We start from the raw sequence: 25,417 nt of genomic DNA, 5'->3' as shown, positions 1-25,417 counted from the left end.
CCTCTTGCAGGAGGCGACGCCAAAGGGCCACATTCTACACCAGGATGGTCGATCAGCGCCCGTCCATGAGGAGCAGGCAGAACTGGAAAACTCAGGAACGGGGGATTGATCGCCCTCGTTCAAAGTCATCGTAAGTCCCTGGACACAGACTCCCAGTCTCCCACCTCCTTCCAGTCAGGACCGTGACTCTCCCTGGTGACGGCATCTCGAAGTCGCGCGCGGGCGTAAGGCGACAACAAGAGCGACCATGACAATGGTCATGGAAAGTCCCAGAAAGGTCGCGCTGATGGGGCTTGCAAGGAAAGTGCTCCAGTCACCTCGTGCCAGGAGCATTGCCCGGCGAAAGTTCTCCTCGAGCATCGGGCTCAGAATAAAACCAAGTACAAGAGGCGCTGGAGGAAAACCCAGACGAATCAGGCCATAGCCCACCACACCAAAGAACATGACAAGGAAAATATCGAAAGTGGAACTGTTGATGCTGTAAACACCGATACAGATCAGCGTCAGAATCGCTGGGTAGAGCACCGCATAGGGAATCTGCAAGAGGCGTGTCCACAGGCCGATCAAGGGAATATTCAACACCAGCAACATAGCGTTACCGATCAGGAAACTGACCACTAGCCCCCAGAACAGGTCGGGATGATCGCTGATCAGTCCAGGGCCGGGGTTGATGCCATGAATCATCAGGGCGCCGAGCATTACAGCCATTACCGCATCCCCTGGCACACCAAGGGTCAGAGTGGGAATAAAGGCCGCCTGGGCAGTGGCATTATTGGCCGACTCTGGTGCAGTAAGACCCTCCATGGCTCCATGGCCAAATCGCTCAGGCGTCTTGCTTAGACGGCGCTCAACCGCATAGGCCATAAACGATGCCATGGCCGCCCCTGCCCCCGGCAGAATTCCACACCCTGCACCAATGCCGGTACCCCGTGCCATCGAGCGCCAGCTCCGAGCAAGATCCTCTCGTTCCGGCAGCATGCTCTTCAAGCCAAAGGCCTGTGGCTTACCGCTACGAGCGCGATGGGCGGTGGCCATCACCTCCGAAACACCAAACAGCCCCATGGCAACGGCAACGATATTGAGTCCATCAGCAATATAGGGAAGACCGAAGGTGAAACGGAACTGACCGGAGGTTACGTCCTGCCCAACAATCCCCAACAGCAAGCCCAGCACCACCATCGAAAGCGAACGCAGGAAGGTTCCTCCCCCGATAGCCGCTGCACCAAGTAATGCGAGGATCATCAGCGAAAAATACTCGGCGGCGCCGAACTCAAGCGCAAAAGATGCCAGGACTGGCGCAAAGCCGCCGACCAGCAGAATGCCGAAAAAACTACCAACGAACGAGGCGATAGCGGTCATGAATAGCGCCACTCCTGCTCGCCCCTGCTGCGCAAGGGGGTAGCCTTCCAACGCGGTCACAGCGGCGGCAGGTGTACCAGGCAAGTTAAGCAGAATCGAAGCTGTCGAACCGCCATACTGCCCACCGTAGTAGATACCGGCCAACATGATGATGGCTTCCGTCTGTGGGATGTAGAAGGTTATCGGCAACAACATGGCAATTGCGGGCAAAGGCCCGACGCCAGGCAACACCCCTACGACCATGCCTAGCGATACCCCAATGAAGCAGTACATCAGGGCACTCCATGTAAAGGCAACGGATGCGCCTTCGGCAAGATTCGAGAGTAGCTCCATGATCTAGCCTCCCACCAGCGTAAACGGCAGCCCAAGCCCTACCACAAAGATGAGCACCACCAGTACAGGCACACCCACACACAACCCGATCAGACGAACAACGCTGAACGAGGGTGCTGCCAGCGAGCTGACAATAACCAGCACGACACAGGCAGGAATCAGTCCCGCTGGTTCCAGCAAGGCGGCAAACAGGGCAATCGACAACGGCACCAGCAACGTGGAACGCAGCGCACCACGCTCGATACGCTGGCTGGGATTGCGCTGGGCGCTATCGTCCTTTGCCGTGGTAGAGCACCGAGAAACCGCGAGGATACCGATGCCAAGCAGCACCAGCGCCACACCCAGCAACATCGGGTAGTAGCCAGCACCCATCTGACTGGCGCTACCCAACCGATAGCCAGCGGCTTCCCACATCACCAGCAGACCGATCACCATCATCAGTAGCCCTGATGCAAGGTCTTTGGGATTCAGGCGAAGAAAGGCAAGCGAACGCATCAGCACATCCTCACCATGAGCCCACCGCTACCGAAGGGTCGGCCTTCGGCAATTCGGGATAATGCAGGCCACGTTGCCCCGACAGCTGTCGATTATCGTGGCGCTCAGGGGCTAGTGCTTCCACCCCAACCAGACAATCCCCCTCGACCCATTCAAGATCACTGCCATAGAGTCGTTCTCGTAACGCATCCTTCAATCTCGCTACCACCGGCTCGAGGCGTGTGTCAGACACCAGATCGATGGTCTCCTGCGGATCTTCTTCAAGGTCGAACAACTGGAAGTGATTGCCGGCGGGGTACCAGATCAATTTGTAGCGCGCATCCCGCACCATCCGACTGGCACGAACTCCTGTCAGCGACTCGCCGTAGAAGATATTCCTGCGTTGTTCGCTCAGTACACTGATTCCGTCAAGTCCCTCAGGCACCGGCAGACCCGCCAGTTCCAGCAGGCTCGGCATGATGTCCTGGAGCCCCATCAAACGCTGGTCCACACCACCCGCTTCCAGCCGCGTACCGTGGCGAACATCGACCATGATCATCGGCACCTTGGCAGATCCCTCATACATCAAGCGCTTGGCGTAAAGGCCGTGATCTCCCAGCATGTCTCCGTGGTCACCGGTAAAACACAGCACGGTGTTGTCCAGAAGACCTTCCTCTCTGAGCGTGCCTATCAAGATACGAATCTGGTGATCGATATGGGTACACAGCGCTAGAAAGGCTCGCAGCATATCGGCGTGTTGAATTGGCGGCAGCGAGCGCCAATACTCACGCACGGCTCTCAGGACATAAGGCAGTTGCTCGATATCTCTGGACCAGTCCGATACCAATGGCGACGGCATCTCCCGGCGGGTATAGCGCTCCATATAGGAGGCCAGCGGCACAATCGGCGGATGAGGTGGTGTGTAGGAAACATGCCAGAAACCGGGACGCGTGGGATCACGGCGTTTGATCATGCGAGCCGCAGTTCGTGTTGTCCAGGACGTCACATGAGTGTGCTCGGGAAGATGCCAACTGCGCCATTCGTACTCGTTATTGCTCATTCCATGTAGAAACTGCTGCCCCACAAAACCTTCGTCAGCCAGAAACATCTCGTAGTCATCTGGACCACCGAGCTGTCCTCGCCCTTCCTCGGATAGCCAGACATCATCGAAGCCAATTCGGTCTCGGGGAGGGTAAACATGCAGTTTTCCTACTGCATAAGCCTGGTAGCCTTGGTCGCGGAAACACTGAGCCAGCGTCGGTAGATGCCGAGGCATGGGCAGATCAGGCTGAAACTCGCGATCACCATGCAACCGAGAGCTAGCCCCCGTCATCATCGAGCGTCGAGAAGGAATGCAGATTGGTGTCTCGGCATAGCAATTGGTGAAGCGCGTACCGACCTCGGCCAGGCGATCCAGCGTCGGAGTTTCGATGGCCGAGTGCCCCGCACACCCCAGCAGTTGGGCAGGCCATTGATCCACAGAGATGAAAAGTACATTGGGCTTGTTGAAAGACATTCAGCAGACTCCAGCAGAAAACAAAGGGGGATACAGCGCAGTACCTGTTGCCGCTCAGTGATTCGTGGCACCGGCCAGCTCTACCAACTCACCCAGTTGCTGCGATTGCTGTTCAACGTACTCGGCAAACGCCTCGGGAGTTCCCCCCACCAGGCCAATATTGACCGCCGCAAAACGCTGCTGGATTTCAGGATCCGCCAGCACCTCGTTGACGGCGGCATTGAGGGTCTCGACAACATCAGCAGGCGTACCTGCCGGAGCGAACAGCCCATGCCAGGAGGCAAAGCTGTAATCATCCACCCCCAGTTCCATCAGAGTGGGAACATCGGGCAACGCTGCAGAACGCTCCTGCCCGGTGACGGCTAGTGCGGTGACACTGCCTTCCTTGACGCTTGGCACGAGGGTGCCGTCAATAAATACGCCAATCTCACCAGCAATCAGAGCCGTGCGTGCGGGAGCCGATCCCTTGTAAGGAATGTGTAGCCCTTCGATACCGGTCTTGGCCTTGAGGTATTCAAATGCCAGTTGTTGAGGCGTGCCATTGCCAGCCGAAGCGTAATCGATGCTCTCTGGAGAGGACTTCGCCAGCGCCATGAATTCCTCGAACGTCGTCACACCCAGCTTCGGGCCAATCCCCATCACCAGTGGCACCGAAGTGATCTGTAGAATGGGCGCGAAATCTTCGACAGGATCATAGGCCAGGTTGCCGTAGACATGTGGATTGATGCCGTGGGTCGCGATATCACCGATCAACAAGGTGTAACCGTCGGCGTCGGCACGGGCGACTTCGCTACTGGCAATGGTGCCACCGGCTCCGGCGCGATTCTCCACCACCACCGGCTGCCCTAGCGCACGACTCAGCGGCTCGCTCAAGGTGCGTCCGATCAAATCAACGTTGCCGCCCGGAGGATAGGGGACCATAAGGTGAATGGGCTTCTGGGGCCAATTCGATTCTGCAAAACTGGAAATCGATACCAGTGACGCCAGCAGTCCGACCAACAGAGACGTGCTCATCGCATTCTTCATGGCTTGGTTACCTGTCATTGAGGTGACTTTTATTGTGATGCCCCTGCCATGCAGCGGGTCAACGAGGAAGCAGCAAGTTTGCGGATAGCTGCTTCTGTATCCACAATAAGAGCTAGATATCGATAATCGAATAAGTTTTTCTTATTTAAAACCTAAGTCTAAGCCATGAACCTCAACCATTTGCAGTCATTGATAATGCTTGGCGAAGAGCGGCACTTTGTGCGGGCAGCAGAGCATTTGGGGATCAGCCAATCAGCACTCAGCCAGCAAGTTCAGAAGATCGAGCGTGAGTTGGGGTTTGCGCTGTTCACTCGGACTCAGCGCCAGGTGTTGCCGACCGAAGCGGGACGCATCTTTGTCGAAGAAGCAGTCAGAGTGTTGCGCCAGTATGAGATGGCTATTGCCACCGCAAGTAGTGCAGCCAAGGGGGCCATCGGGCGGCTGCGGCTGGGGTTTGTCGAAAACGCGGCCCTGCACGTGCTGCCACGCTCGGTCTCTCGCTTTCGCAAACAGCATCCATTGGTGCAATTGGAACTGACCGAGATGATCTCCAGCGAGCTTGGCGAGGCCGTCCGTGAAGGCATGCTCGATGCCGCATTGATGCGGCCGCTGGGGGTTGATGACACCCTGCGTCACCTGACGCTGCTGCGCGAGCCCTACCATGTCGCCTTGAATAGCGACCACCCCTTGGCTGACCGTGAGGCCATCCATTTTCGCGACATCGTCAGTGAACAGATGATCATTGCTTCCGGCAGCAAGGCGCGCTACATCCGCTCAGTATTTCAGCCACTTTGTGAGCGCCACAACGTCGAATTGACCATCGCCCAGGAGGTCAATCAACTTCATGCCATTATTGGTCTGGTGGCCAGTGGCCTTGGCTACACACTACTTCCGAGCTCTGCCACCGCCTTGCACATAGAAGGAGTGATCTACCGACCATTGGCCGACCAGGATGCACCTCACGCCGAGTTGATGCTGGTATGGTTACCCAGCACCACCAACCCCGCGCTCAAGAACTTCCTCGCCATTGCTCGTGGGCTGGCACACAGATAGCCGGCCATACGTGGTAAAAATCATGCGTAGCAAAAGTCGGTTCTACAAAATCAGTGCGGCAATAAAGAGGCCGTGGCCAGCCCTACCACGCTGACCAGTACCAACACCACGCCGAGCACGCGGAAGAATATTTCCGAGCGACCGTCCACCAGATACTGGTGAACGCGCTCACCCAGCAGGTGGCCAACCAGAGCACAAGGGAGCAGCCACAGATGGTGAATCAGTTGCAGGTCGACTCCGGCAATGATGAACGACACCATCTTGATCACCACCAGGATAAACCACAGCACGAATAGCGTGTCGCGCAACTGGTGGCGAGCCACATGCGAGGCAAAGACCGCGACGATCAGTGGTGCGCCAATCAGCGATGTACCACTGACATAACCGCCCAACGCCAGCAGCACCACATCGACCACCCGGCTGCGGCTCTGAAAGGGACGGTTGAGGGCATAGCTGGCGCCATAGATGATCACGATGGTGAAGATCACCGACGTCATCAGCTGTGCCGGCAAAGTCAACAATCCGACGACACCGATCAGCTTGGGTACAATCATGATCGACAGCGCCTTGCGCAGATAACGCCAATCGATATTGCTGACCGGTAACTCTTCGGTACCCATTCCTCCCGTGGCTCCCGCCAGCTTCAACTGCCGATTCCCTTGCCAGGCGATCCAACTGGAGAAGATCATCAGGTGCACGGCGACCAACGGCAAAAACACCAATGGCTCGTTGTGGACCAGCAGCAGGAAAGGCAGCGCCAGCACCGCTCCGCCAAAGCCGAGGCTCGAACGCACAAACCCACTCCAGCAGAAGATCAATCCGATCAGGACGTACTGGTACCACAGCAGATCTGCCATCGAGCCTCTCCGTTGGCAATGGGTGAGATTGCAACGGGCCGCATGGCACCATGACAGAAACATGGCGCAGCGCGTTGCATGGAAAGAGAGTCCTGACCGGTGATCAGTCAGTGCTGACTGTTAGCCTTGAAATCATGCACGAAAAGCACACCCATCGTCGACTACCAGTCAGAAGCCCTTTCGCATTTTTTCCGTCATCAGCAACGGTTCGTCTCGGGATAGTGCAGTCCCGATACCAGGGCCGCACGCCACTCATCCCTCCCGGGAATCAGCAACAATGCGCTCGAGCAATGGCAACCACTCGGCAGCGACCGGTAATCCGAACTCATCTCTCAGCACAGCAGTCATACCTTCGACATCCAACCACTGTTCCTGGGAGCCGCCTCCAGGTTGAGCCAACTTGAAACGATTGCCGGCAAGTGTACGGCGGACGTCGCCCTCGGTGCGTGCCACCATCAGCTCGTGCCTGAAATGTGATTCCGTATGCCAGGCGACATAGTGATTGGCAACTTCGAAATCCACTGCCTGCCAGGCAAAGTCGAGTATCTCGTAGAGCGGCGACCATTGGTCTCGATACAGTGTTTCAAGCATCACGCCATTGAGGGTTCGGACCAGGCGGAAGGCACCATACGCTGTCGCTTGTGGCTCATCCAGCCGCCAGGCCAACGGTTCATTGGACAGGAAACTGCCAAAACCAACATCAACCAGCCACCACTGCTCGTTGGCCAAGACCTTGAGCATGGCGTGGCTGGCAGATGGCGCCGGGCCAGTCAGATCATGGCTCACCCAGACGCGACCGAGTTGTTGCTCCACGGTATAACCCAGCGCGCGCAAGGCACGTCGCATCAGGCTGGCGTGTTCGAAACAGTAGCCACCCCGCTGCCCCTGCAACATCTTGCGATCGATGGCTTCGGGCGCCAGATTGACTCCGCGGTCGAGCATGACATCGATGGCCTCGAAGGGGATCGCGGCCATGTGTCGATCCACCAGCGCCGCCAGCGACTCGGAACTCGGCTCGAGCGAACCACGGTAGTGAATGCGCTCCAACCAGGCCTGTAGATCAATGGCATCGGTATTCCTGGAGCCGATGCCACCTGCCAACGTTTCCGTATGTGTCATCAGTTGACCTCCCGATAAGGATGTCTGGCTCGGGCCTGCGCCAGGGCATCGGCCCACCAGCCAAGCCTGGCCAACATGACATCGAATGACCGGCGCACCCTTGCTTCGTCCTTGAGCTCACCAGACTGATCGAACGCGCCATGGACAAAGGCAATGCTCACCTGATCTCGCACACTGACAGCATGCAGCTCTGTGAATACCGACCGCAGTTGCTCGACCGCACGCAGTCCACCAGAAATACCGCCGTAGGAGAAGAATGCTACCGGCTTCGCCTCCCACTCCTGTTTGGCGCCGTCGATGATCGCCTTCAGCGGTGCCGGGAAGGAATGATTGTACTCCGGAGTGATGACCAGAAAGGCGTCGGCCTCGGCCAGCGTCGCATTGCGCTCATGGCTGCTCCGGCCATCAAGAGGGTCGACCACGCTGACCTGCAGGTGTGCGTATCCGGCGAGCTGTTTATGGATCCAGTCGGCTACCGCATCGCAGAGACGAGCGTCTCGAGCACTACCATAGACAAGGCAAAGGGTGCGGGCACTACCAAATACAAGGCAGAGATTGGTGGGGGTTTGCATGTCGCCTCCGGTTGATCCAATAGTTGACAGCGCCAGCTTGATACCTAAACCTTGGTTTAGGTCAAGACTTGGCAGAAGATCTTTTTCACCAGGCCGTTCCCTCATCAGAAATTCGAGGTTGGAACATGGAAAAGCGCAGCAAACATGAGATCCACAAACAACTATCGGTCGGAGAAGTCGCACAGCGCAGTGGAGTGGCCGTCTCCGCTTTACGCTTCTACGAAACCAGGGGGTTGATCCACAGCTGGCGAAACGCCGGCAACCAAAGGCGTTACTCGCGAGATGTATTGCGTCGAGTGGCGGTGATCAAGATTGCGCAGCGGCTGGGAATCCCACTTGCCGAGATCCACGATGCTCTGGCAGTACTACCGGAAAAGCGAGCCCCTTCCGCGGGGGAATGGCATCAAATATCAGACCGCTGGAAAGATGACTTGAATGAGCGCATCGACAAGCTGACCAAACTACGCGATCAGCTCGATGGCTGTATCGGTTGTGGCTGCCTGTCACTCAGCTCTTGTCCGTTGCGCAACCCCGATGATATTGCCTCCGAGGATGGACCCGGACCACGAATGTTCGATCCACAGTGAAGGGGCCCGACGGTAAAACCAGCTCCCCTTCACTGCAGAAGTCACCCTGATGAAAGGAGCTATCAGCCGCCAATCAGCCCTTCGGTTTTCAGGAAGTCTGCCGCCACATCTTCAACCGTCTCGCGCTCTACATCCACACGTTCATTGAGCTGCCGCATGCTGTCATCATTCAGGCGTGATGACAGTGCATTCAGCTGCGCTTCAAGCTCTGGGTTGTTGTCGAGCGCCTCCTGCCTGACCACCGGAGTCATGGCGTAAGGTGGGAAGAAACCCTTGTCATCCTCGAGCACGGTCAGGCTGAAGGCGGAAAGGCGTCCATCGGTGGTGGTGGCAATAGCGACATCGACCTGCTCATCACGCAACGCCGAATAGGTCAGCCCGGTATCCATCCGTTTGATGTTGGAACGCTCAAAACGGAAGTCATAGGTCTGCTGCATCGGACGCAGGCCGTCATCACGTGCGTAGAACTCCGCGTTCGAGGCAAACACCAGTTCTGCACCATCATTGACCTCCTCAGCGAGGTCGGAAATGCTCGCAATACCGCGCTCCTCGGCGTCATCGGCTCGCATCGCCAGCGCATAGGTATTGTTGACGCCCGAAGGCTCCAGCCACACCAGGCCCTTCTCGGCATCCAGTTCCTTGACGCGCTCATAGGCAGCATCCGGACCGAGCTTTTCCTCGACCTCGTTATAGACGATCAATGAAGTGCCCGTGTACTCCCAGTACAGATCGACCTGACCATTTTCCTGGGCCTGACGAAGAACCGACGATCCCATACCCGCACGATTCTCGACATCGTAGCCGAGGTCATCCAGATACTGGGTGGTGATGCTGGATATCAATTGCTGCTCGGTGAAATTCTTGCCACCGACGACCAGTTCATTTGCCTGGGCCGCAGTAGCAACAATACCCAGCGATGCCAACATGGCGAGAAGAATAGGGTGTCTCATGGAATATGTTCTCTGTCGTAGATATTTGTTTTCGTGGACTCAGATGTTGCAGATCGACCTTGCCTGGACCGAGCTTTTATCGACTGAGATGTCGTGAGATGTTGTCTTTACCAGCGATGGTTGTACTGTCATCTGCTACAGAGGCGGAAGCCCTGCATCCGCCTCAAGTCTATGTCTGAAGAACGATAAATCAACGTGATAACTACGCGTATTCGTTATGGTGGGTATTCGAATCCGCTGTAGATCATGGGTAGCAGGAACCGATAGATGACTATCGACGACTTCATCAGCCGCTACGAGGCCGGCATGCAAGCGCTCGTTCGGTTACCACGATCACAGGCACTCAGTGCCTACGAGCGACTGGCGGCGACCTTCTACCACCACGATGAACGCATCCAGCAGATCGATGATCGCCTGGCAGGCGTTGGCATAAAGCGCTTCAAGTGCCAGTGGCAACCACCACGTGAATCTCCGATACAGCCACCTCAGGCGCCCATTGTCTATATACACGGCGGAGGCTGGACATACGGTTCATCGGACAGTCACAGAGCCGCCGCACAAGGGTTGGCGTTGGGACTGGAGCGGGAAGTGATCAGCGTGAATTACCGTCTATTGCCGGAAGCCAACTATCTGACCGCGCTGGAGGATTGCCTCGCAGTCATTCGTCATGTCTCGCCAGCGGTGATCGCCGGGGATAGTGCCGGCGGACGACTGGCCATCGATGCCGTTCACCAGTACCGCCGGGGCGGTGCCAATGTCGTGCTCGGCCTGATCTACCCCGTGGTGGATACTCCTCGCCTTGAGTTGCTGGGCCCGGATGCGCCACTATTCTCGCGTGCCGATGTGCTCTCGGCCTGGCAGCTCATTGCCGACGAGGCTCCACGATGGTGCGACCAGCAACCTCCTGCACCCGGTATCGAGATACTCAGTGTCGAACATGACCCCCTGTCGCCGATGATTGCCCAGGCCGCAGCTCGCTGGCGCCACCAGGGCGCCGTAGTCGGAGAGCACATGGCGCATGGCATGGTACATAGCGCCCTGCAGGCCTACATGAGCCTCGACAACATGGCCAGTGCCTGGCAACACTTCTGTCAGGCTCTACGTACGCAAATCCAGCACCAGCAGTCCTCCCAACACCGCCGCGTACCATAACCTCCGTACGCGCGTTGCGGTATTGCCACCTCAGGCCGCGCGAGGTGTGACATTCGATACCCCATTGGCCCTGAGCTGCCAAGCACACCACGTGCGTCTCATTGTTCACGAGTTCACTCACAACAACGGATCTGAATGCAGCCAGCAACGTAAGGAGGCGGCCAAATGGCCGCCTCCTTGCTGATCGCGTTCAGTGTCGCCTGGCGTCCAGGGACAACTCTAGAACGGGATCTCGTCATCGAAGTCGTCGAAGCTACCCGGGTCCGGTGCGCCGAAGTTGCCCTTCTGGCCTCCGCCCTGGTTCGGCGCGGGGCGATTCTGCGGCTGACCACCAGCCGGCTGCTGTGGAGCACCACCATAGCCGCCCTGTTGCGGAGCACCGCCATACTGCTGGCCACCGCCTTGAGGAGCACCACCATAGTTGCCGCCACCCTGCTGTGGGGCACCGCCCTGTTGAGGTGCTCCACCCTGCTGAGGTGATCCACCATAGTTCTGCTGGCCACCCTGAGGTGCACCGCCATAGTTGCCGCCCTGACCACCATCACCGCGTCCGTCGAGCATCTGCATGTCGTTGGCGACGATCTCCGTGGAATAACGGTCCTGGCCATTCTGATCCTGCCACTTACGCGTCTGCAGGCGGCCTTCGATGTACAGCTTCGAGCCCTTCTTCACGTACTGCTGGGCAATCTCCGCCAGCTTGTTGAACAGCACGATACGATGCCATTCCGTACGCTCCTGACGCTGGCCACTCTGACGATCCATCCAGGTGTCGGTGGTCGCCAGGTTGAGGTTGGCCACGGCCGTTCCGGAAGGGGTGAAACGCACCTCAGGATCCTGTCCCAGGTTACCGATGAGGATGACCTTGTTGACGCCACGGGCCATGTTTGACTCCTTGATCGTGGTAGTGGACTTGCGAGGGCTGTTAACACCTCTTGCTTACCGTGTCTGGCGCAAGCCTCAATATGAATCAGAATCAGGCAGAGGTATCTCACCCACTGCTGATCAAAAACCATTCCCGCTACTATACGCGAGAAGCTGTCAGCTCGCTGCCCATCTACGCGTCTGCGCATGAATCTTCAGAGCGCAGAACCGTCAAAAAACGATCGGGCAGCAGTCTATCAGTTTGAACCCGTCAGGCGCGCCAGCGCCTCTTTGTCGAGTTGTGCCCGATCAACCTTGAGGTAGGCTAGCCGTTCCTCCGGCACCACCATCACATCCTCGACGCCGGTTACGGCAGCGAAACGCTCCATCAAGGTATCCAGAGGCGTGTCCTGCTGCTCATCAGACAACACTACAACCTCACTGGAAAGATGTCGCGGTGCCCGCATACCCAGCATCACCAACCACCAGGCCAGGCCGACGATCGCAGCGCCGAGGAACACCGCTGACAGACCAGAACGATCCGACAGAAAGCCCCCCATTACCCCGCCGAGAAAAGCGCCAAGAAACTGGCTGGTGGAGTAGATTCCCATCGCCGTGCCCTTGGCTCCGGCAGGCGCCAGCTTACTGATCATCGATGGCAGTGTCGCTTCAAGCAGGTTGAAAGCGGTAAAGAAGGCAAACAACCACGCCAGCAACACGACAAGGTGAGTACTCGCTAGCCCCAGCCCCAACAGACTGAGGACGATGGTGCTGATGGCGCCCAGGCACATCAGTTTCATCTTGCGACGCTTCTCGGCAATGATGACCAACGGCACCATGGCCACAAATGACAAGCCCATGACGCCGAGATACACCAGTCCATGGCGCGCTTCCACGATTCCTGCGTCAACCAGACGAAAAGGAACTGCGGTAAAGATCGCCATCAGAATCAGATGCAGGCTGAAGATCGAGGCATCCATTCGCCATAGGTCGGCACGGCCGATGATACTGGCGAGTTGACCACGGTTCATGCCAACGTCTCGGTGCCCGCGCCGCCGTGGCGCCGGGGGTACCAGCTTCCACAGTACCAGCATGCCCAGCAACGCGAGCAACGCGGTCAGCCAGAACACACCCGACAGGCCAAAGTGAGTGGTAACCAACGGCCCAAGCACCATGGCCACGCCGAAGGCTACTCCAATCGACAAGCCGATGGTGGCCATGGCGGCGGTACGTACCTGCTCACGAGTCTGATCCGCCAGCAGAGCCATGATCGCCGCAGCCACCGCACCGCTGCCTTGAAGACTTCGCCCAAGAATCATCATCTCGATGGAGTCCGCTTGAGCAGCCACAACACTACCGATCATGAACAGGAGCAAGCCACCAGCAATGACCGGCTTGCGCCCGATCCGATCCGAGAGCACTCCAAAAGGAATCTGCAGCAAGGCCTGGGTCAGGCCGTACACACCCAGCGCCAGTCCTACCAGCAATGGCGTAGCACCCGCCAGATGATCAGCATTGAGCGCCAACACGGGTAGTACCATGAACAATCCGAGCATGCGCGTGGCATAAAGCCCGGCAAGACCGACGATGGATCGCCGCTCGGAGGCCAACAACATTGTGCCTTTGGACATATAACTTCCGGCAACCTGGAGATGGATGAAGTGTCTGGTGAAGGGCTTCAATGACGCCTGATGGCGTGGAAGCACGGTGAATCTGCGAGACACCACACTGAAGTTCGATCGCATATTCTAGCGCCAGACTCTCTCGCCGCAAACGCCAAAACCTGCTTCACTTTGCCGCCACCGCCTACCGCCCCGTATAATTGACCTTTTGCCCGGTCCGCGAGGTGGGAATGGACAAGATACTGGTCAGGGGTGCGCGCACCCACAACCTCAAGCATATCGATGTCGAGCTGCCCCGTGACAAGCTGATCGTGGTGACGGGCCTATCCGGCTCCGGCAAGTCCTCCCTGGCCTTCGATACTCTGTATGCCGAGGGGCAGAGGCGTTATGTAGAGTCACTATCGACCTATGCGCGTCAGTTCCTGTCGATGATGGAAAAGCCCGATGTTGATCATATCGAGGGGCTGTCTCCAGCGATTTCCATCGAGCAGAAATCCACTTCCCACAACCCACGCTCCACAGTCGGCACCATCACCGAGATCTACGACTACTTGCGCCTGCTGTTCGCCCGCGCCGGCACCCCACGTTGCCCGGAGCACGGAGAGGACCTCGAGGCGCAGACCATCTCGCAGATGGTCGACCAGGTACTGACACTGCCGGAAGGCAGCAAGCTGATGTTGATGGCGCCAGTGGTCAGCGGACGCAAGGGTGAGCACCTACAGTTGCTGGCCGAACTACGCGCTCAGGGCTTCGTGCGCGCGATGATCGATGGCCAGGTGCTTGAGTTGGATGACATCAAGCCGCTGGACAAGAACCGCAAGCATGACATCAGCGTGGTCGTCGACCGCATCAAGGTCCGTGAAGGGCTGGAGCAGCGCCTTGCCGAGTCCTTCGAGACTGCACTGGGCCTGGCCGATGGTACTGCCATGGTGCACTTCATGGACGGTGAGCAGCCGGATATCACCTTCTCAGCACGCTTCGCCTGCCCGGTGTGCGGCTATTCGATCCCCGAACTTGAACCGCGCATGTTCTCGTTCAACAACCCGGCGGGCGCCTGTCCAACCTGCGACGGCCTGGGAGTGGAACAGTTCTTCGATCCCGACAAGTTGATCAGCCATCCGGAGTTGTCGCTGGCCGAAGGCGTCATCAAGGGTTGGGACCGGCGCAGTGTCTACTACTTCAACCAGCTCAAGTCGGTGGCCGAGCACTACCGTTTTACTCTGGAAACCTCCTGGCAGGACCTCGCCCGCCACGAGCGCGACGTCATCCTCCACGGCAGCGGCACGGATGAAATCGCCTTCATCTACGTCAATGATCGGGGCAAGAAGGTCACTCGTGAGCATACCTTCGAAGGCGTGCTGCCCAATATGCAGCGACGCTACCGTGAAACCGAATCGAGCATGGTGCGTGAAGAGCTATCGCGCTACATCGCGGTACAGCCATGTCAGACCTGCGAAGGGGCACGTCTGCGCAAGGAGGCTCGCCATGTGTTCGTCGACGGCACCACCCTGCCCGACGTGGTACGCCTGCCGATCGGTGAGGCACAGCAGTACTTTTCCGAGCTGAGTCTGCCGGGCCGCAAGGGTGAGATCGCGTTGAAGATCATCAACGAGATTTCCGCTCGCCTCGAATTTCTCGTCAACGTCGGCCTCGACTACCTCAACCTTGAGCGCAGTGCCGAGACGCTCTCCGGTGGCGAAGCCCAACGTATTCGTCTCGCCAGTCAGATTGGTGCCGGGTTGGTCGGTGTCATGTATATCCTCGATGAGCCGTCCATCGGCCTTCACCAGCGCGACAATGACCGTCTGCTGCAGACACTGGTGCGCCTACGCGATCTCGGTAATACCGTGATCGTCGTGGAGCACGATGAGGACGCCATTCGCGCCGCCGACCACGTATTGGATATCGGACCCGGTGCGGGCGTGCATGGCGGACAGATCGTCGCCCAGGGCACACCACAACAGATCATGGACAATGAGCACTCGCTCACCGGCCAGTATCTGTGCGGCTCTCGCGAGATCGCCGTACCACCGTGGCGGATACCCGGCAACCCGGAGAAGATGCTCAAACTGACCGGCGCCACCGGCAATAACCTGCAGGACGTGACGCTCGAACTACCGCTGGGACTGCTGGTATGTGTGACCGGTGTTTCCGGTTCAGGCAAGTCAACACTGATCAACAGCACCCTGATGCCAATTGCCGCTCGCGAACTCAACCGCGCCACAACCTTGACCCCCTCGCCCTATACCGGCATCGAAGGGCTGGATCAGCTCGACAAGGTCATCGATATCGACCAGAGCCCGATCGGTCGAACGCCGCGCTCCAACCCGGCGACCTACACCGGCATCTTCACCCCGATTCGGGAACTGTTTGCCGGGACTCAGGAAGCTCGTTCACGGGGCTACAAGCCAGGCCGCTTCTCCTTCAACGTCAAGGGTGGCCGCTGCGAGGCCTGTCAGGGCGAAGGCATGATCAAGGTCGAGATGCACTTCCTGCCGGACATCTACGTGCCTTGTGACGTGTGCAAGGGCAAGCGCTACAACCGCGAGACGCTGGATATCCAGTACAAGGGCAAGACCATCGACGAAGTCCTCGGGATGACGGTCGAGGAAGCGCTGGAGTTCTTCAGCCCGGTGCCGGCCATTGCTCGACGCCTGCAGACACTGGTCGATGTTGGCCTGACCTATATCCGCCTTGGACAGAGCGCCACCACGCTCTCAGGCGGCGAGGCGCAGCGCGTCAAGCTAGCGAGGGAGCTGGCCAAACGCGATACCGGCAAGACCCTGTATATCCTCGATGAGCCGACCACCGGCCTGCACTTCGAGGATATTCGCCAGCTGCTGACCGTGCTTCATCGCCTGCGTGATCACGGCAATACCATCGTGGTCATCGAGCATAACCTCGACGTGATCAAGACTGCCGATTGGATCATCGACCTTGGCCCCGAAGGTGGCTCCGGCGGTGGCCAGATCATTGCCGAGGGCACCCCTGAGAAGGTGTCCAAAATGGAAGTGTCACACACAGGACGCTTCCTGAAGCCATTGCTCGAACGCCAGGCGAACCCAACACCAACCAGGAAGAGCAGCAACAGCAAGCAAGGTGGCAAGGAGAAGGCCAGCGCCTGAGTCTGGATCTGGATCTGGATCTGGATCTGGATCTGGATCTGGATCTGGATCTGGATAGCGTCGCTGCCCTTTACTGTCCTTCAACAAGTCGGTAGAGGGCGGGACCGGCTCACTCGTGGTAGAGGCAGGAGCGGCCTCCATCGATGACGATATTCTCGGCATTGATGAACGGGGCTTCATCCGAGGCGAGGAATACCGCCGTCATCGCCACTTCCTCTGGCCTCCCTACCCTCTGTGGCGGATGCAGCTTTTCTGCCTTGGAACGCTCGGCGGCCGGATCATCGAAACCGGCCCAGTAATCACGCGCAATCTGGGTATCGATATACCCCGGCGAGATGGCATTGACCCGGATGCCTTCGGCGGCGTATTCCACGCCCAGAGCTCGGGTCATGCCGATCAGGCCATGCTTGGCCACCGGGTATGGAAAGGTGTGCGGGATGATCTGAAAGCCATGGGTACTGGCAATGTTGATGACGCTCCCCGCACCACGGCAACGCATATTCGGCAACACCGCTTCGATCATCGCCCAGCAGGCTTCCAGATCCAGCGCCATGCAGTGCGCCCACTCGCTGCGCGGCATCTCATGCGGCACATGGAAGACATTGGCCCCGGCGTTGTTGATCAGCACATCCACGCGCCCGAAGCGCTCGATGGTTGCCGCAACCAGTTGCTCGATATCGGCCTGGCACGTGACATCGGTTCTGATGAAGGTCGCATCCAGCCTTGCCGCAACGCGACTGCCGTTGGCTTCATTGCGGTCGGCAATAACCACATCCGCGCCCTGGCCGACGAAGGCTTCGGCGATGGCCTCACCAATGCCCTGTCCCGCTCCGGTAATGATTGCCACCTTGTCCTGCAACCTGGCTGTCATCTCGACTTCTCCATCTGTGCTTCCTCGCCACCGGCCGCGTCCGGCGGGTTCAAGCTGGCAAGTACCAGCACGCCACCAATCAATAGAACACTACCGAAGATCACCAATGCTGCCACATGCCCCAGCCAATCCATCAATATTCCGGTGAACACCACCGGCAGACTGAAGCCGATATAGGCCATCAGGAAGAATCCGGCACTGGCTTCCGACGCCTGGTCTCCTGCGGCCTCCAGTACACCGCTCATCCCGCCCAGATAGATGAACCCATAGCAGGCACTGCTGGCGGCGATGGTACCGATCAGTATCGCACTCAACACGCCTTGCAGTGCTCCCCAGGCAATCAATGCATAGGCCAGCGGCAGAATCACCAACCCCAGCCGCGTCGAGACTCGCGGCGACAACTGGCGTGCCCAGGGCTGGAACAGCACCCCACAGCTACAGATGCCGAACACGGCAAACCCCGACCAGCCAGACAGCCCATGCTCGGCGAGGATCGACGGCAGCAGGGTGATCACCAGACCGACGGTCGCCCACGCCAGCAGAATCGCCAGACCAAAAGGCAAGGCACCCGCAGGCCAGGCGGGCAACCGCAGCATACTGCGTTGCGGCTGGCGTGGCATATGATCCGCCAGGCTCACCACCACCAACAACAATGCCAACCCACCCGCCCCGAGGTACAACCACAGGCTCGCCGGTACCAGCACAACGCCGGCGCCCTGCATCACAAACACGCTGGTCACGGCAGCGCCAAGACCGAAGCCCAGCGATGTCGCCGCCGTCACCCAGTTGGCGGCACGACGCTTGTCCTCGCCAGCGAACAGCTCGATCATCCAGCCAGGCGCCACCGCAGAAGTCATCGCCGTGCCCACGCCCATCAGCAGACGGGCAATCGCCAGGCTCACCAGCCCCGGAGCGACTATGGTCAGCACCGTTGCCGTCAGCGCCAGACAGAGGGCGGCGATGATCATCCGTTTGCGCCCGATGCGATCCGCCAGCCCATTCAAGACCAGCAACACGGGAAACACGCCCAACACATAGCATGCAAAGGCGACACTGGCCGCCCCCGCCCCCATGCCGTCTCTGGCGGCCAAGGCGTCATACAACGGGGCCTGGAGATTGACGGCGGTGGTTATCATGCACAGCGCAAAGGCGAGCCGAACAGCAGCAGTACGATTCATGATGGACCTTGCAGTATCAGGGGAATATCGGCCTCAGCATCTCGCCTTGCGTCGACCGGGGTAAGACACAGTCGGCGGCAATCTCCCGACACTGTTCGGCAATATTGCTGAACAGTTGCGAGTCTTCGCCCCCCATCCGTCAGCCCCCAAACATCAACGCGCATGAATTGCCTGCTTTACCCAGCCCCGGCACAATGAGCCGATAATGGCCCTCCTCTCGAGAGCGCCGACCCGCACCGAGCTGGAGACTGCTGCGCCATGCCCATTGAACTCGATGCCCTGTCCACCAGACCGCAGGCCGGCCAGGTGGCCGAACATCTGCGTGAATGGATCGTCGACAACAGTGCCGGCAGTGGCAGTCGCCTACCCTCGATACGCCAACTGTCGCGGCAGCTCGAAGTGGGACGCAATGCGGTCATCGAGGCCTACGAGCATCTGGTTGCCGAGGGACTGGTGCGCTCGCGGCCGGGGGCAGGCTTCTTCGTAGCCGACTCCAGTCCGCTGCCAGCAGAAACGCCGATCAGCCTCGCGGATGTCACCAGTGACAGCTGGAGCCTATTCGACCAGGACGATCAGGGGCTGAAACTCGGCTGTGGCTGGCTACCCGATAGCTGGCGAGAAAGCGATGATCTGGCCTACGCCATTCGCTCGGTGACTCGCCGCAGCCGTGCCGGTATCTTCGATTACAGTTCGCCGATGGGCACCCCGGCGCTCAGGACGCTTATGCAGGAGCGCATCCGCCTGCTCGGCGTCGAGGCCGATGCCAACCAAATCCTGCTGACCGGTGGCGGTAGCCATGCGCTGGATCTGCTGGTCAGGCTGTTGGTAAAACCCGGCGACAGCGTGTTTGTTGAATCGCCGGGCTATTACAACCTGATCGGGCTGCTGCGCCTGCAACGCGCCAATATCGTCGGCGTGCCCCGCCTGGCGGACGGCCCCGATGTCGAACAGCTGGCCGTGCTGCTCAAGCAACACCGTCCGCGGCTGATGTTCATCAATAGCGTGTTTCAGAACCCCACTGGCACCACTCTGAGCGCTCCGGTTGCTCACCGGGTGCTGCAGCTCGCCGAGCGTTATGGCGTGCAGATCGTCGAGGATGACATCTACGCCGACTTCCAGCACAGCCCCACGGTGCGCCTGGCCGCCCTCGATGGTCTTGAGCGCGTCATCTACATTGGCAGCTTTTCCAAGAGCCTGTCCTGCTCGCTGCGGGTCGGCTTTATCGCCGCGCGCCCGCAACTGTTGAGGTCACTGGTCGATATCAAGATGCTGACCAGCATCTCCGCACCGCATTTCGCCGAGCAGGTACTGGCCACCATGCTGCAGAACGGCAGCTACCGCAGGCTGATCGAGCGTCTGAGGACACGTCTCGCCGGGCAGATGTCCACCACGCTCGCCACGCTGCACAATGCCGGTTGGCAAGTCTTCGCCGAACCGGCAGGAGGCATGTTCATCTGGGCCCGTCACCCATCGCTGGCTTCCTCGCGCCAATTGGTCGCCAATGCCAGCAAGGCCGGTGTCCGGCTATCCCCCGGCGAGGTCTTCATGCCCGACAACACCGACAGTGCATGGATTCGCCTCAACGTCGCCTATGCCAGCGACCCGAGAGCGCAGGGCTTTCTCGACAAACCAACATGATCTTCTGTTGTCGGTTGAATCGCTGCCCTGAGCAACCGCACCGCACACAGCTACCAGTAACGTTCGCGCATAAAACATTCGCGCATAAAAAAACCGGCCTCCCGTGAGGGAGACCGGTTTTACGTCGGGGCAAGTGTTGCAGGTGAGGATTACTCCTCGCCAGCAGCCTCTTCCACGACGGGGCGATCGACCAATTCGACGAAAGCCATGGGAGCGTTGTCGCCGGTGCGGAAACCGCACTTGAGAATACGGACGTAACCGCCCGGACGCTCGACGTAACGCGGACCCAGCTCATTGAAGAGCTTGCCGACTGCTTCTTTGGAGCGAGTACGGCTGAAGGCCAGACGACGGTTAGCGACGCTGTCCTGCTTGGCCAGAGTGATGAGCGGCTCGATATGACGACGCAGCTCCTTGGCCTTGGGCAGGGTTGTCTTGATCACTTCGTGCTCGATCAGCGACACGCTCATGTTCTTGAACATGGCCTGGCGATGCGAGCTCGTGCGATTCAGGTGACGACCACTCTTACGATGACGCATGGTTGTGATTCCTTACCAAACTGGGACTCGAGCCGACGCTCAGGCCGTGGCCTTGTCGTCCTTCAGGCTCGCCGGCGGCCAATTTTCCAGCCGCATGCCGAGGGACAGACCACGTGCTGCCAACACATCCTTGATTTCATTCAAGGACTTCTTGCCGAGATTCGGGGTCTTCAACAGCTCAACTTCTGTACGCTGAATCAGATCACCGATGTAGTAGATATTCTCGGCCTTGAGGCAGTTGGCACTACGAACGGTCAACTCAAGATCGTCTACGGGGCGCAGCAGGATGGGATCGATATGATCCTCTTCCTCTACCACTTCCTGTTCCTTGTCGGCTTCCAGGTCGACGAACGCTGCCAGCTGCTCCTGCAGGATGGTCGCGCTGCGACGGATCGCCTCTTCCGGATCCAGGGTGCCATCGGTTTCCAGATCAATGATCAACTTGTCGAGGTCAGTACGCTGTTCAACACGCGCAGCCTCAACAGAGTAGGAAACACGACGCACTGGGCTGAAGGTTGCATCCAGCTGCAGACGGCCGATGGCACGAGATTCGTCGTCGGCTTCGCTGCGGACGTCCGCAGGCTCATAGCCACGACCACGGGCCACCTTGAGCTGCATCTTCAGCTCTGCACCCTCATTGACATGGGCGATGATGTGCTCGGGGTTGACGACCTCAACATCGTGGTCAACGGCGATATCACTAGCAGTGACGATGGCCGGGCCCTGCTTGTTCAGCGAGAGCACCGCCTCATCGCGGCTGTGCATCTTGATCGCCACGTCCTTGAGGTTCAGGAGGATTTCGATGACATCTTCCTGGACGCCCTCGATCGCGCTGTACTCATGATCAACGCCTGCAATCTCCGCCTCTACCACGGCACAGCCGGGCATGGAGGAAAGCAGGATACGACGCAGAGCATTACCCAGCGTGTGGCCGAAGCCACGCTCGAACGGTTCGAGCACGATCTTTGCGTGGTGTGCGCTGATCTCTTCGACCTTGATGTCGCGAGGACGGAGAAACTCTGTCACTGAACGCTGCATATGAACACCTTTCAGGCTGCCAAACGGATACTCGATGGTGAATCACCGCCTCCCTCTGGAAGGCGGTGCGGGCTGGCCGCTTACTTCGAGTACAGCTCGACGATCAGTTGTTCGTTGATGTCGGCAGTCAGGTCACCGCGCTCAGGCAGAGCCTTGAAGGTGCCTTCCATCTTCTTGGCATCAATCTCGATCCAGGCCACATCGCCACGGTTGGCAGCGATGGACAGAGCGCTTTGGATACGCGCCTGGTTTTTGGCCTTTTCACGGACGGATACTACGTCGCCGGGCTTGACCTGGTAGGATGCCACGTTGACAGTCTTGCCGTTAACGACAATTGCCTTGTGGCTTACCAGTTGACGAGCCTCGGAGCGAGTAGAACCAAAGCCCATGCGGTAGACGACGTTGTCCAGTCGGGACTCAAGCAGCTGCAGCAACAACTCACCGGTCGCGCCCTTCAGACGGGCAGCTTCCTTGTAGTAGTTGCGGAACTGCTTTTCGAGTACGCCATACATACGACGTACTTTCTGCTTCTCGCGAAGCTGCAAGCCGTAGTCGGAAAGACGCTGACGGCGCTGGCCGTGCACACCCGGGATCTGCTCGGATTTGCACTTCTTCTCGAAGGGAGTGACACCGCTCTTGAGGAAGAGATCGGTACCTTCCCGACGAGACAGTTTGCACTTCGGTCCAATGTAACGAGCCATGAATCTGTCTCCTTAAACGCGGCGTTTCTTCGGCGGACGGCAGCCATTATGGGGAATGGGCGTCGCGTCGGTGATGCTTTGCACGCGGAAGCCGGCGGCATTCAGAGCGCGCACGGCGGATTCACGGCCAGGACCGGGGCCCTTGACCAGCACGTCGACGTTTTTCACACCATACTCGGCTGCAGCAGTAGCTGCACGCTCACTTGCTACTTGAGCAGCGAACGGGGTGCTCTTGCGAGAACCACGAAAACCCGAACCACCGGCAGTTGCCCAGGAAAGAGCATTGCCCTGGCGGTCTGTGATCGTAATGATCGTGTTGTTAAAAGAGGCATGGATATGCGCTACGGCATCCACTACCTGCTTTTTAACCTTTTTACGGTTGCTACGCGGGTTAGCCATGTTGATGTCTATTCCTGTCTTTACGCCAGAACGTGCGTGTTATTTGCGGATCGGCTTGCGCGGGCCCTTACGGGTACGCGCATTGGTCTTGGTACGCTGACCACGCAGCGGAAGACCACGACGATGACGCAGACCACGATAGCAACCCAGGTCCATGAGACGCTTGATATTCAGCGTAACATCACGACGAAGATCGCCTTCTACGGTGTACTTGCCAACTTCGCCACGCAGGGTGTCAATCTCTTCAGATGACAGGTCCTGAATCTTGGCAGTCGGCGCGATACCGGCCGCGGCACAGATATCCTGTGCGCGAGTACGGCCAATCCCGAAGATGTAAGTCAGCGAGATCGCCGCATGCTTGTTGTCCGGGATATTGACGCCTGCAATACGGGCCATCAGCTTACTCCGAAATTTGAGCGGCTTGCTCGGTTAATCAACTACAAAAGGCGCAACAGCATACCCCCTCCCCTCAAAAAGGGCAAGGGGGAATGCCAGCACCCGGTTCATTACAGACCAGGGTCAGCCCTGGCGCTGCTTGTGCCGCGGCTCGCTGCAGATGACGCGGACAGCGCCATTGCGACGAATGATCTTGCAATTGCGGCACATTTTCTTCACGGAAGCACGAACTTTCATCGTTCTTTCTCCAAAACAGGCTCGCGGCGCCAAATGGGCTGCGGCGCTAATTAGCGCATGATGCCGCCGCTACCATAGCCTTTCAGGTTGGACTTCTTCATCACCGACTCATACTGGTGCGACATGAGATGCGACTGCACCTGGGCCATGAAGTCCATGATCACCACAACCACGATCAGCAGCGAGGTACCGCCGAAAAAGAACGGCACGTTCCACGCCACGATCAGAAACTGGGGCATCAGGGAAACCGCAGTGATGTAGAGGGCGCCAAACAGGGTCAGACGAGTCATGACCTTGTCGACATAGCGAGCGGTCTGCTCACCGGGACGAATACCCGGAAGGAAAGCTCCCGACTTCTTGAGGTTGTCGGCAACATCCTTGGGATTGAAGACCAGCGCTGTGTAAAAGAAGCAGAAGAATACCACCGCCGCCGAGAAAAGCAAGATATACAGAGGTTGACCAGGGGCCAACGCCTGCGATGCTCTCTGCAGCCATTCCATGCCATCACCCGCACCAACCCACTGACCGAGGGAGGCGGGGAACAGCAGGATGCTCGAGGCAAAGATGGCTGGGATAACCCCTGCCATATTAACCTTGAGCGGCAGATAGCTGCTCTGTCCGGCGTACATCTTGTTGCCGACCTGGCGACGCGGGTAATTCACCGTAATCCTACGCTGGCCGCGCTCAATGAACACGACAAACGCCACGGTGGCAATACCCAGCAGGGAAAGCGCCAACAGCGGCAACACGTTCCACGCGCCTTCGTTGCGGGCAAGCTCGAAAGCCTGGGCCACAGCGCTTGGCAGTCCGGCGACGATACCTGAGAAGATCAACAACGAGATACCGTTGCCGATGCCCTTCTCGGTAATCTGCTCACCCAGCCACATCAGGAATACCGCACCACACACAAAAGTGGTGATAGCGGTGAAATAGAAACTGAAATCGACTGTATAGGCGATGCCCTGGCTCGCCAGGCCAACCGACATACCGGAGGCCTGAACAAAAGCCAGTATCACCGTCCCATAACGCGTGTACTGATTGATCTTGCGGCGGCCGCTCTCCCCTTCCTTCTTCAACTGTTCCAGTTGGGGAGAGACGGCAGACAGGAGCTGCATGATGATCGACGCCGAGATATAGGGCATGATGCCCAGGGCGAGGATACTCATGCGCTCCAGGGCACCACCCGAGAACATGTTGAACATGCCCAGGATGGTACCCTGCTGCTCCCTGAACAAGGCAGCAAGCTGGTCAGGATTGATACCGGGAACGGGGATGTGGGCACCGATTCGGTAAACCACAATGGCGAGGAGCACGAAGCGCAGACGCGCCCACAGTTCACTCAGACCGCTGCCCATCGCCGGCATTTTTCCTGACTTGGCCATTTAGTCCTCTACCTTGCCACCAGCGGCTTCAATCGCGGCACGTGCACCTTTGGTGACACGCAGACCGCGGACTGTAACCGCCTTGTTCAAATCGCCAGACAGGATCACCTTGGCAAACTGCGTGGCGTCCTTCAGCACATTGGCTTCTTTCAGCGTCTCGAGGGTGACTTCGTCACCAGCGACCTTGGCCAGTTCGCCAAGACGCACTTCCTCGGACACCAGAGACTTCGCAGACGTGAAGCCAAACTTCGGCAGACGACGCTGCAGAGGCATCTGACCGCCCTCGAAGCCCGGCTTGACGCTACCGCCACTGCGCGACTTCTGGCCTTTGTGACCACGGCCACCGGTCTTTCCCAGACCAGAGCCGATGCCACGACCGACGCGCTTCTCGGCGTGCTTGGAGCCCGGTGCCGGGCTCAGGCTGTTAAGTTTCAT

25 protein-coding genes are annotated in these 25,417 nt (G+C 58.5%); 5 read left to right on the top strand and 20 right to left on the bottom strand.

All coding sequences use genetic code 11. The features are described from left to right. Positions 1-174: 174 nt before the first annotated feature. The 4 genes from AR456_RS01905 to AR456_RS01890 are packed head-to-tail and all read right to left on the bottom strand — an operon-like array spanning position 175 to position 4,696. The gene (locus AR456_RS01905) at positions 175-1,692 is read right to left on the bottom strand and encodes a tripartite tricarboxylate transporter permease (protein WP_031208244.1); all 1,518 of its coding nucleotides are present in this window, start codon (positions 1,690-1,692) and stop codon (positions 175-177) included. A gap of 3 nt (positions 1,693-1,695) precedes the next feature. Continuing rightward, positions 1,696-2,187 carry a tripartite tricarboxylate transporter TctB family protein gene (locus tag AR456_RS01900; protein WP_021819643.1) on the bottom strand — a complete coding sequence of 164 codons (492 nt, stop codon included), beginning with the start codon at positions 2,185-2,187 and terminating at the stop codon, positions 1,696-1,698. Between the two features lie 10 nt (positions 2,188-2,197). After that, positions 2,198-3,682 (bottom strand): sulfatase-like hydrolase/transferase, encoded by a 1,485-nt coding sequence (locus tag AR456_RS01895; protein ID WP_021819642.1) that lies wholly within the window; start codon positions 3,680-3,682, stop codon positions 2,198-2,200. A gap of 54 nt (positions 3,683-3,736) precedes the next feature. Then, positions 3,737-4,696: a Bug family tripartite tricarboxylate transporter substrate binding protein gene (locus AR456_RS01890; protein WP_162148483.1), complete on the bottom strand. Its 960-nt coding sequence runs from the start codon at positions 4,694-4,696 to the stop codon at positions 3,737-3,739. Between the two features lie 177 nt (positions 4,697-4,873). Between AR456_RS01890 and AR456_RS01885 the strand changes: the two genes are divergently transcribed. Further along, positions 4,874-5,761 (top strand): LysR family transcriptional regulator, encoded by an 888-nt coding sequence (locus tag AR456_RS01885; protein WP_081694684.1) that lies wholly within the window; start codon positions 4,874-4,876, stop codon positions 5,759-5,761. A 50-nt stretch (positions 5,762-5,811) separates the two neighbouring features. Here AR456_RS01885 and AR456_RS01880 read toward each other — a convergent pair whose 3' ends face one another. The 3 genes from AR456_RS01880 to AR456_RS01870 all read right to left on the bottom strand — a co-directional run bounded on the left by AR456_RS01880 (position 5,812) and on the right by AR456_RS01870 (position 8,309). Continuing rightward, positions 5,812-6,618, bottom strand: a complete 807-nt coding sequence (locus AR456_RS01880) for a sulfite exporter TauE/SafE family protein (protein ID WP_021819639.1) — start codon at positions 6,616-6,618, stop codon at positions 5,812-5,814. Positions 6,619-6,870: 252 nt separating this feature from the next. Then, positions 6,871-7,737, bottom strand: a complete 867-nt coding sequence (locus AR456_RS01875; protein WP_021819638.1) for an arylamine N-acetyltransferase family protein — start codon at positions 7,735-7,737, stop codon at positions 6,871-6,873. Then, on the bottom strand, positions 7,737-8,309 hold the full coding sequence (locus AR456_RS01870) for an NADPH-dependent FMN reductase (protein ID WP_021819637.1): 573 nt from the start codon (positions 8,307-8,309) through the stop codon (positions 7,737-7,739). Before AR456_RS01870 ends, AR456_RS01875 begins: the two co-directional genes overlap by 1 nt. 125 nt (positions 8,310-8,434) lie before the next feature. Here AR456_RS01870 and soxR point away from each other — a divergent pair, with 125 nt between their 5' ends. After that, entirely contained in the window at positions 8,435-8,896 is a 462-nt protein-coding gene (gene soxR / locus AR456_RS01865; RefSeq protein WP_021819636.1) for a redox-sensitive transcriptional activator SoxR, read from the top strand. Positions 8,897-8,958: 62 nt separating this feature from the next. Here soxR and AR456_RS01860 read toward each other — a convergent pair whose 3' ends face one another. After that, positions 8,959-9,846 carry a glycine betaine ABC transporter substrate-binding protein gene (locus tag AR456_RS01860; RefSeq protein ID WP_031208241.1) on the bottom strand — a complete coding sequence of 296 codons (888 nt, stop codon included), beginning with the start codon at positions 9,844-9,846 and terminating at the stop codon, positions 8,959-8,961. A 267-nt stretch (positions 9,847-10,113) separates the two neighbouring features. Here AR456_RS01860 and AR456_RS01855 point away from each other — a divergent pair, with 267 nt between their 5' ends. Continuing rightward, positions 10,114-10,998, top strand: a complete 885-nt coding sequence (locus AR456_RS01855) for an alpha/beta hydrolase fold domain-containing protein (RefSeq protein ID WP_021819634.1) — start codon at positions 10,114-10,116, stop codon at positions 10,996-10,998. A 219-nt stretch (positions 10,999-11,217) separates the two neighbouring features. Here the strand turns inward: AR456_RS01855 and ssb are convergent, their stop codons facing one another. Both ssb and AR456_RS01845 read right to left on the bottom strand, forming a co-directional pair. Continuing rightward, the gene (gene ssb, locus AR456_RS01850) at positions 11,218-11,880 is read right to left on the bottom strand and encodes a single-stranded DNA-binding protein (protein ID WP_021819633.1); all 663 of its coding nucleotides are present in this window, start codon (positions 11,878-11,880) and stop codon (positions 11,218-11,220) included. Positions 11,881-12,116: 236 nt separating this feature from the next. Next, the gene (locus AR456_RS01845; protein WP_021819632.1) at positions 12,117-13,490 is read right to left on the bottom strand and encodes an MFS transporter; all 1,374 of its coding nucleotides are present in this window, start codon (positions 13,488-13,490) and stop codon (positions 12,117-12,119) included. A gap of 221 nt (positions 13,491-13,711) precedes the next feature. Here AR456_RS01845 and uvrA point away from each other — a divergent pair, with 221 nt between their 5' ends. Further along, positions 13,712-16,606 (top strand): excinuclease ABC subunit UvrA, encoded by a 2,895-nt coding sequence (gene uvrA, locus AR456_RS01840; protein WP_021819631.1) that lies wholly within the window; start codon positions 13,712-13,714, stop codon positions 16,604-16,606. A 109-nt stretch (positions 16,607-16,715) separates the two neighbouring features. Here the strand turns inward: uvrA and AR456_RS01835 are convergent, their stop codons facing one another. Next, positions 16,716-17,477, bottom strand: a complete 762-nt coding sequence (locus AR456_RS01835; protein ID WP_021819630.1) for an SDR family oxidoreductase — start codon at positions 17,475-17,477, stop codon at positions 16,716-16,718. Next, positions 17,474-18,655: an MFS transporter gene (locus AR456_RS01830; protein ID WP_021819629.1), complete on the bottom strand. Its 1,182-nt coding sequence runs from the start codon at positions 18,653-18,655 to the stop codon at positions 17,474-17,476. Before AR456_RS01830 ends, AR456_RS01835 begins: the two co-directional genes overlap by 4 nt. 258 nt (positions 18,656-18,913) lie before the next feature. On the opposite strand from AR456_RS01830, the gene AR456_RS01825 reads away from it, so the two are divergent. After that, on the top strand, positions 18,914-20,293 hold the full coding sequence (locus AR456_RS01825) for an aminotransferase-like domain-containing protein (RefSeq protein ID WP_021819628.1): 1,380 nt from the start codon (positions 18,914-18,916) through the stop codon (positions 20,291-20,293). 149 nt (positions 20,294-20,442) lie between these two features. Here AR456_RS01825 and rplQ read toward each other — a convergent pair whose 3' ends face one another. The 8 genes from rplQ to rplO all read right to left on the bottom strand — a co-directional run bounded on the left by rplQ (position 20,443) and on the right by rplO (position 25,417). Next, positions 20,443-20,829, bottom strand: a complete 387-nt coding sequence (gene rplQ, locus AR456_RS01820; RefSeq protein WP_021819627.1) for a 50S ribosomal protein L17 — start codon at positions 20,827-20,829, stop codon at positions 20,443-20,445. A gap of 39 nt (positions 20,830-20,868) precedes the next feature. Continuing rightward, positions 20,869-21,867 carry a DNA-directed RNA polymerase subunit alpha gene (locus tag AR456_RS01815; protein WP_021819626.1) on the bottom strand — a complete coding sequence of 333 codons (999 nt, stop codon included), beginning with the start codon at positions 21,865-21,867 and terminating at the stop codon, positions 20,869-20,871. 80 nt (positions 21,868-21,947) lie between these two features. Then, a complete protein-coding gene (gene rpsD, locus AR456_RS01810; protein WP_021819625.1) occupies positions 21,948-22,568 on the bottom strand; it encodes a 30S ribosomal protein S4 in 621 nt (206 codons plus the stop codon). Between the two features lie 12 nt (positions 22,569-22,580). Continuing rightward, positions 22,581-22,967: a 30S ribosomal protein S11 gene (gene rpsK / locus AR456_RS01805; protein WP_013331014.1), complete on the bottom strand. Its 387-nt coding sequence runs from the start codon at positions 22,965-22,967 to the stop codon at positions 22,581-22,583. 39 nt (positions 22,968-23,006) lie between these two features. Next, positions 23,007-23,363: a 30S ribosomal protein S13 gene (rpsM, locus tag AR456_RS01800; protein ID WP_021819624.1), complete on the bottom strand. Its 357-nt coding sequence runs from the start codon at positions 23,361-23,363 to the stop codon at positions 23,007-23,009. Positions 23,364-23,486: 123 nt separating this feature from the next. After that, positions 23,487-23,600, bottom strand: coding sequence for a 50S ribosomal protein L36 (gene rpmJ, locus AR456_RS20780; RefSeq protein ID WP_008959154.1), 114 nt, complete (start codon positions 23,598-23,600; stop codon positions 23,487-23,489). A 50-nt stretch (positions 23,601-23,650) separates the two neighbouring features. Further along, a complete protein-coding gene (secY, locus tag AR456_RS01795; RefSeq protein ID WP_031208239.1) occupies positions 23,651-24,982 on the bottom strand; it encodes a preprotein translocase subunit SecY in 1,332 nt (443 codons plus the stop codon). After that, positions 24,983-25,417: a 50S ribosomal protein L15 gene (gene rplO, locus AR456_RS01790; protein WP_021819622.1), complete on the bottom strand. Its 435-nt coding sequence runs from the start codon at positions 25,415-25,417 to the stop codon at positions 24,983-24,985.

The sequence above is a fragment of the Halomonas huangheensis genome (assembly GCF_001431725.1).
Classification (GTDB): Bacteria; Pseudomonadota; Gammaproteobacteria; order Pseudomonadales; family Halomonadaceae; genus Halomonas; species Halomonas huangheensis.
The sequence above is the reverse complement of the archived record's forward strand: the minus strand, read 5'-3'. Positions and strand labels throughout refer to the sequence as shown.

Bases quoted from the DNA above. Each gene is read 5' to 3' on its own strand.
- AR456_RS01905 (WP_031208244.1), bottom strand. From the start codon at position 1,692: ATGGAGCTACTCTCGAATCTTGCCGAAGGCGCATCCGTTGCCTTTACA.
- AR456_RS01830 (WP_021819629.1), bottom strand. From the start codon at position 18,655: ATGAATCGTACTGCTGCTGTTCGGCTCGCCTTTGCGCTGTGCATGATA.
- AR456_RS01880 (WP_021819639.1), bottom strand. From the start codon at position 6,618: ATGGCAGATCTGCTGTGGTACCAGTACGTCCTGATCGGATTGATCTTC.
- rplQ (WP_021819627.1), bottom strand. From the start codon at position 20,829: ATGCGTCATCGTAAGAGTGGTCGTCACCTGAATCGCACGAGCTCGCAT.
- AR456_RS01900 (WP_021819643.1), bottom strand. From the start codon at position 2,187: ATGCGTTCGCTTGCCTTTCTTCGCCTGAATCCCAAAGACCTTGCATCA.
- AR456_RS01870 (WP_021819637.1), bottom strand. From the start codon at position 8,309: ATGCAAACCCCCACCAATCTCTGCCTTGTATTTGGTAGTGCCCGCACC.
- rplO (WP_021819622.1), bottom strand. From the start codon at position 25,417: ATGAAACTTAACAGCCTGAGCCCGGCACCGGGCTCCAAGCACGCCGAG.
- AR456_RS01815 (WP_021819626.1), bottom strand. From the start codon at position 21,867: ATGCAGCGTTCAGTGACAGAGTTTCTCCGTCCTCGCGACATCAAGGTC.
- AR456_RS01845 (WP_021819632.1), bottom strand. From the start codon at position 13,490: ATGTCCAAAGGCACAATGTTGTTGGCCTCCGAGCGGCGATCCATCGTC.
- secY (WP_031208239.1), bottom strand. From the start codon at position 24,982: ATGGCCAAGTCAGGAAAAATGCCGGCGATGGGCAGCGGTCTGAGTGAA.
- AR456_RS01860 (WP_031208241.1), bottom strand. From the start codon at position 9,846: ATGAGACACCCTATTCTTCTCGCCATGTTGGCATCGCTGGGTATTGTT.
- uvrA (WP_021819631.1), top strand. From the start codon at position 13,712: ATGGACAAGATACTGGTCAGGGGTGCGCGCACCCACAACCTCAAGCAT.
- AR456_RS01855 (WP_021819634.1), top strand. From the start codon at position 10,114: ATGACTATCGACGACTTCATCAGCCGCTACGAGGCCGGCATGCAAGCG.
- rpsK (WP_013331014.1), bottom strand. From the start codon at position 22,967: ATGGCTAACCCGCGTAGCAACCGTAAAAAGGTTAAAAAGCAGGTAGTG.
- AR456_RS01895 (WP_021819642.1), bottom strand. From the start codon at position 3,682: ATGTCTTTCAACAAGCCCAATGTACTTTTCATCTCTGTGGATCAATGG.
- AR456_RS01835 (WP_021819630.1), bottom strand. From the start codon at position 17,477: ATGACAGCCAGGTTGCAGGACAAGGTGGCAATCATTACCGGAGCGGGA.
- AR456_RS01825 (WP_021819628.1), top strand. From the start codon at position 18,914: ATGCCCATTGAACTCGATGCCCTGTCCACCAGACCGCAGGCCGGCCAG.
- rpsD (WP_021819625.1), bottom strand. From the start codon at position 22,568: ATGGCTCGTTACATTGGACCGAAGTGCAAACTGTCTCGTCGGGAAGGT.
- soxR (WP_021819636.1), top strand. From the start codon at position 8,435: ATGGAAAAGCGCAGCAAACATGAGATCCACAAACAACTATCGGTCGGA.
- AR456_RS01885 (WP_081694684.1), top strand. From the start codon at position 4,874: ATGAACCTCAACCATTTGCAGTCATTGATAATGCTTGGCGAAGAGCGG.
- AR456_RS01875 (WP_021819638.1), bottom strand. From the start codon at position 7,737: ATGACACATACGGAAACGTTGGCAGGTGGCATCGGCTCCAGGAATACC.
- rpmJ (WP_008959154.1), bottom strand. From the start codon at position 23,600: ATGAAAGTTCGTGCTTCCGTGAAGAAAATGTGCCGCAATTGCAAGATC.
- AR456_RS01890 (WP_162148483.1), bottom strand. From the start codon at position 4,696: ATGAGCACGTCTCTGTTGGTCGGACTGCTGGCGTCACTGGTATCGATT.
- ssb (WP_021819633.1), bottom strand. From the start codon at position 11,880: ATGGCCCGTGGCGTCAACAAGGTCATCCTCATCGGTAACCTGGGACAG.
- rpsM (WP_021819624.1), bottom strand. From the start codon at position 23,363: ATGGCCCGTATTGCAGGCGTCAATATCCCGGACAACAAGCATGCGGCG.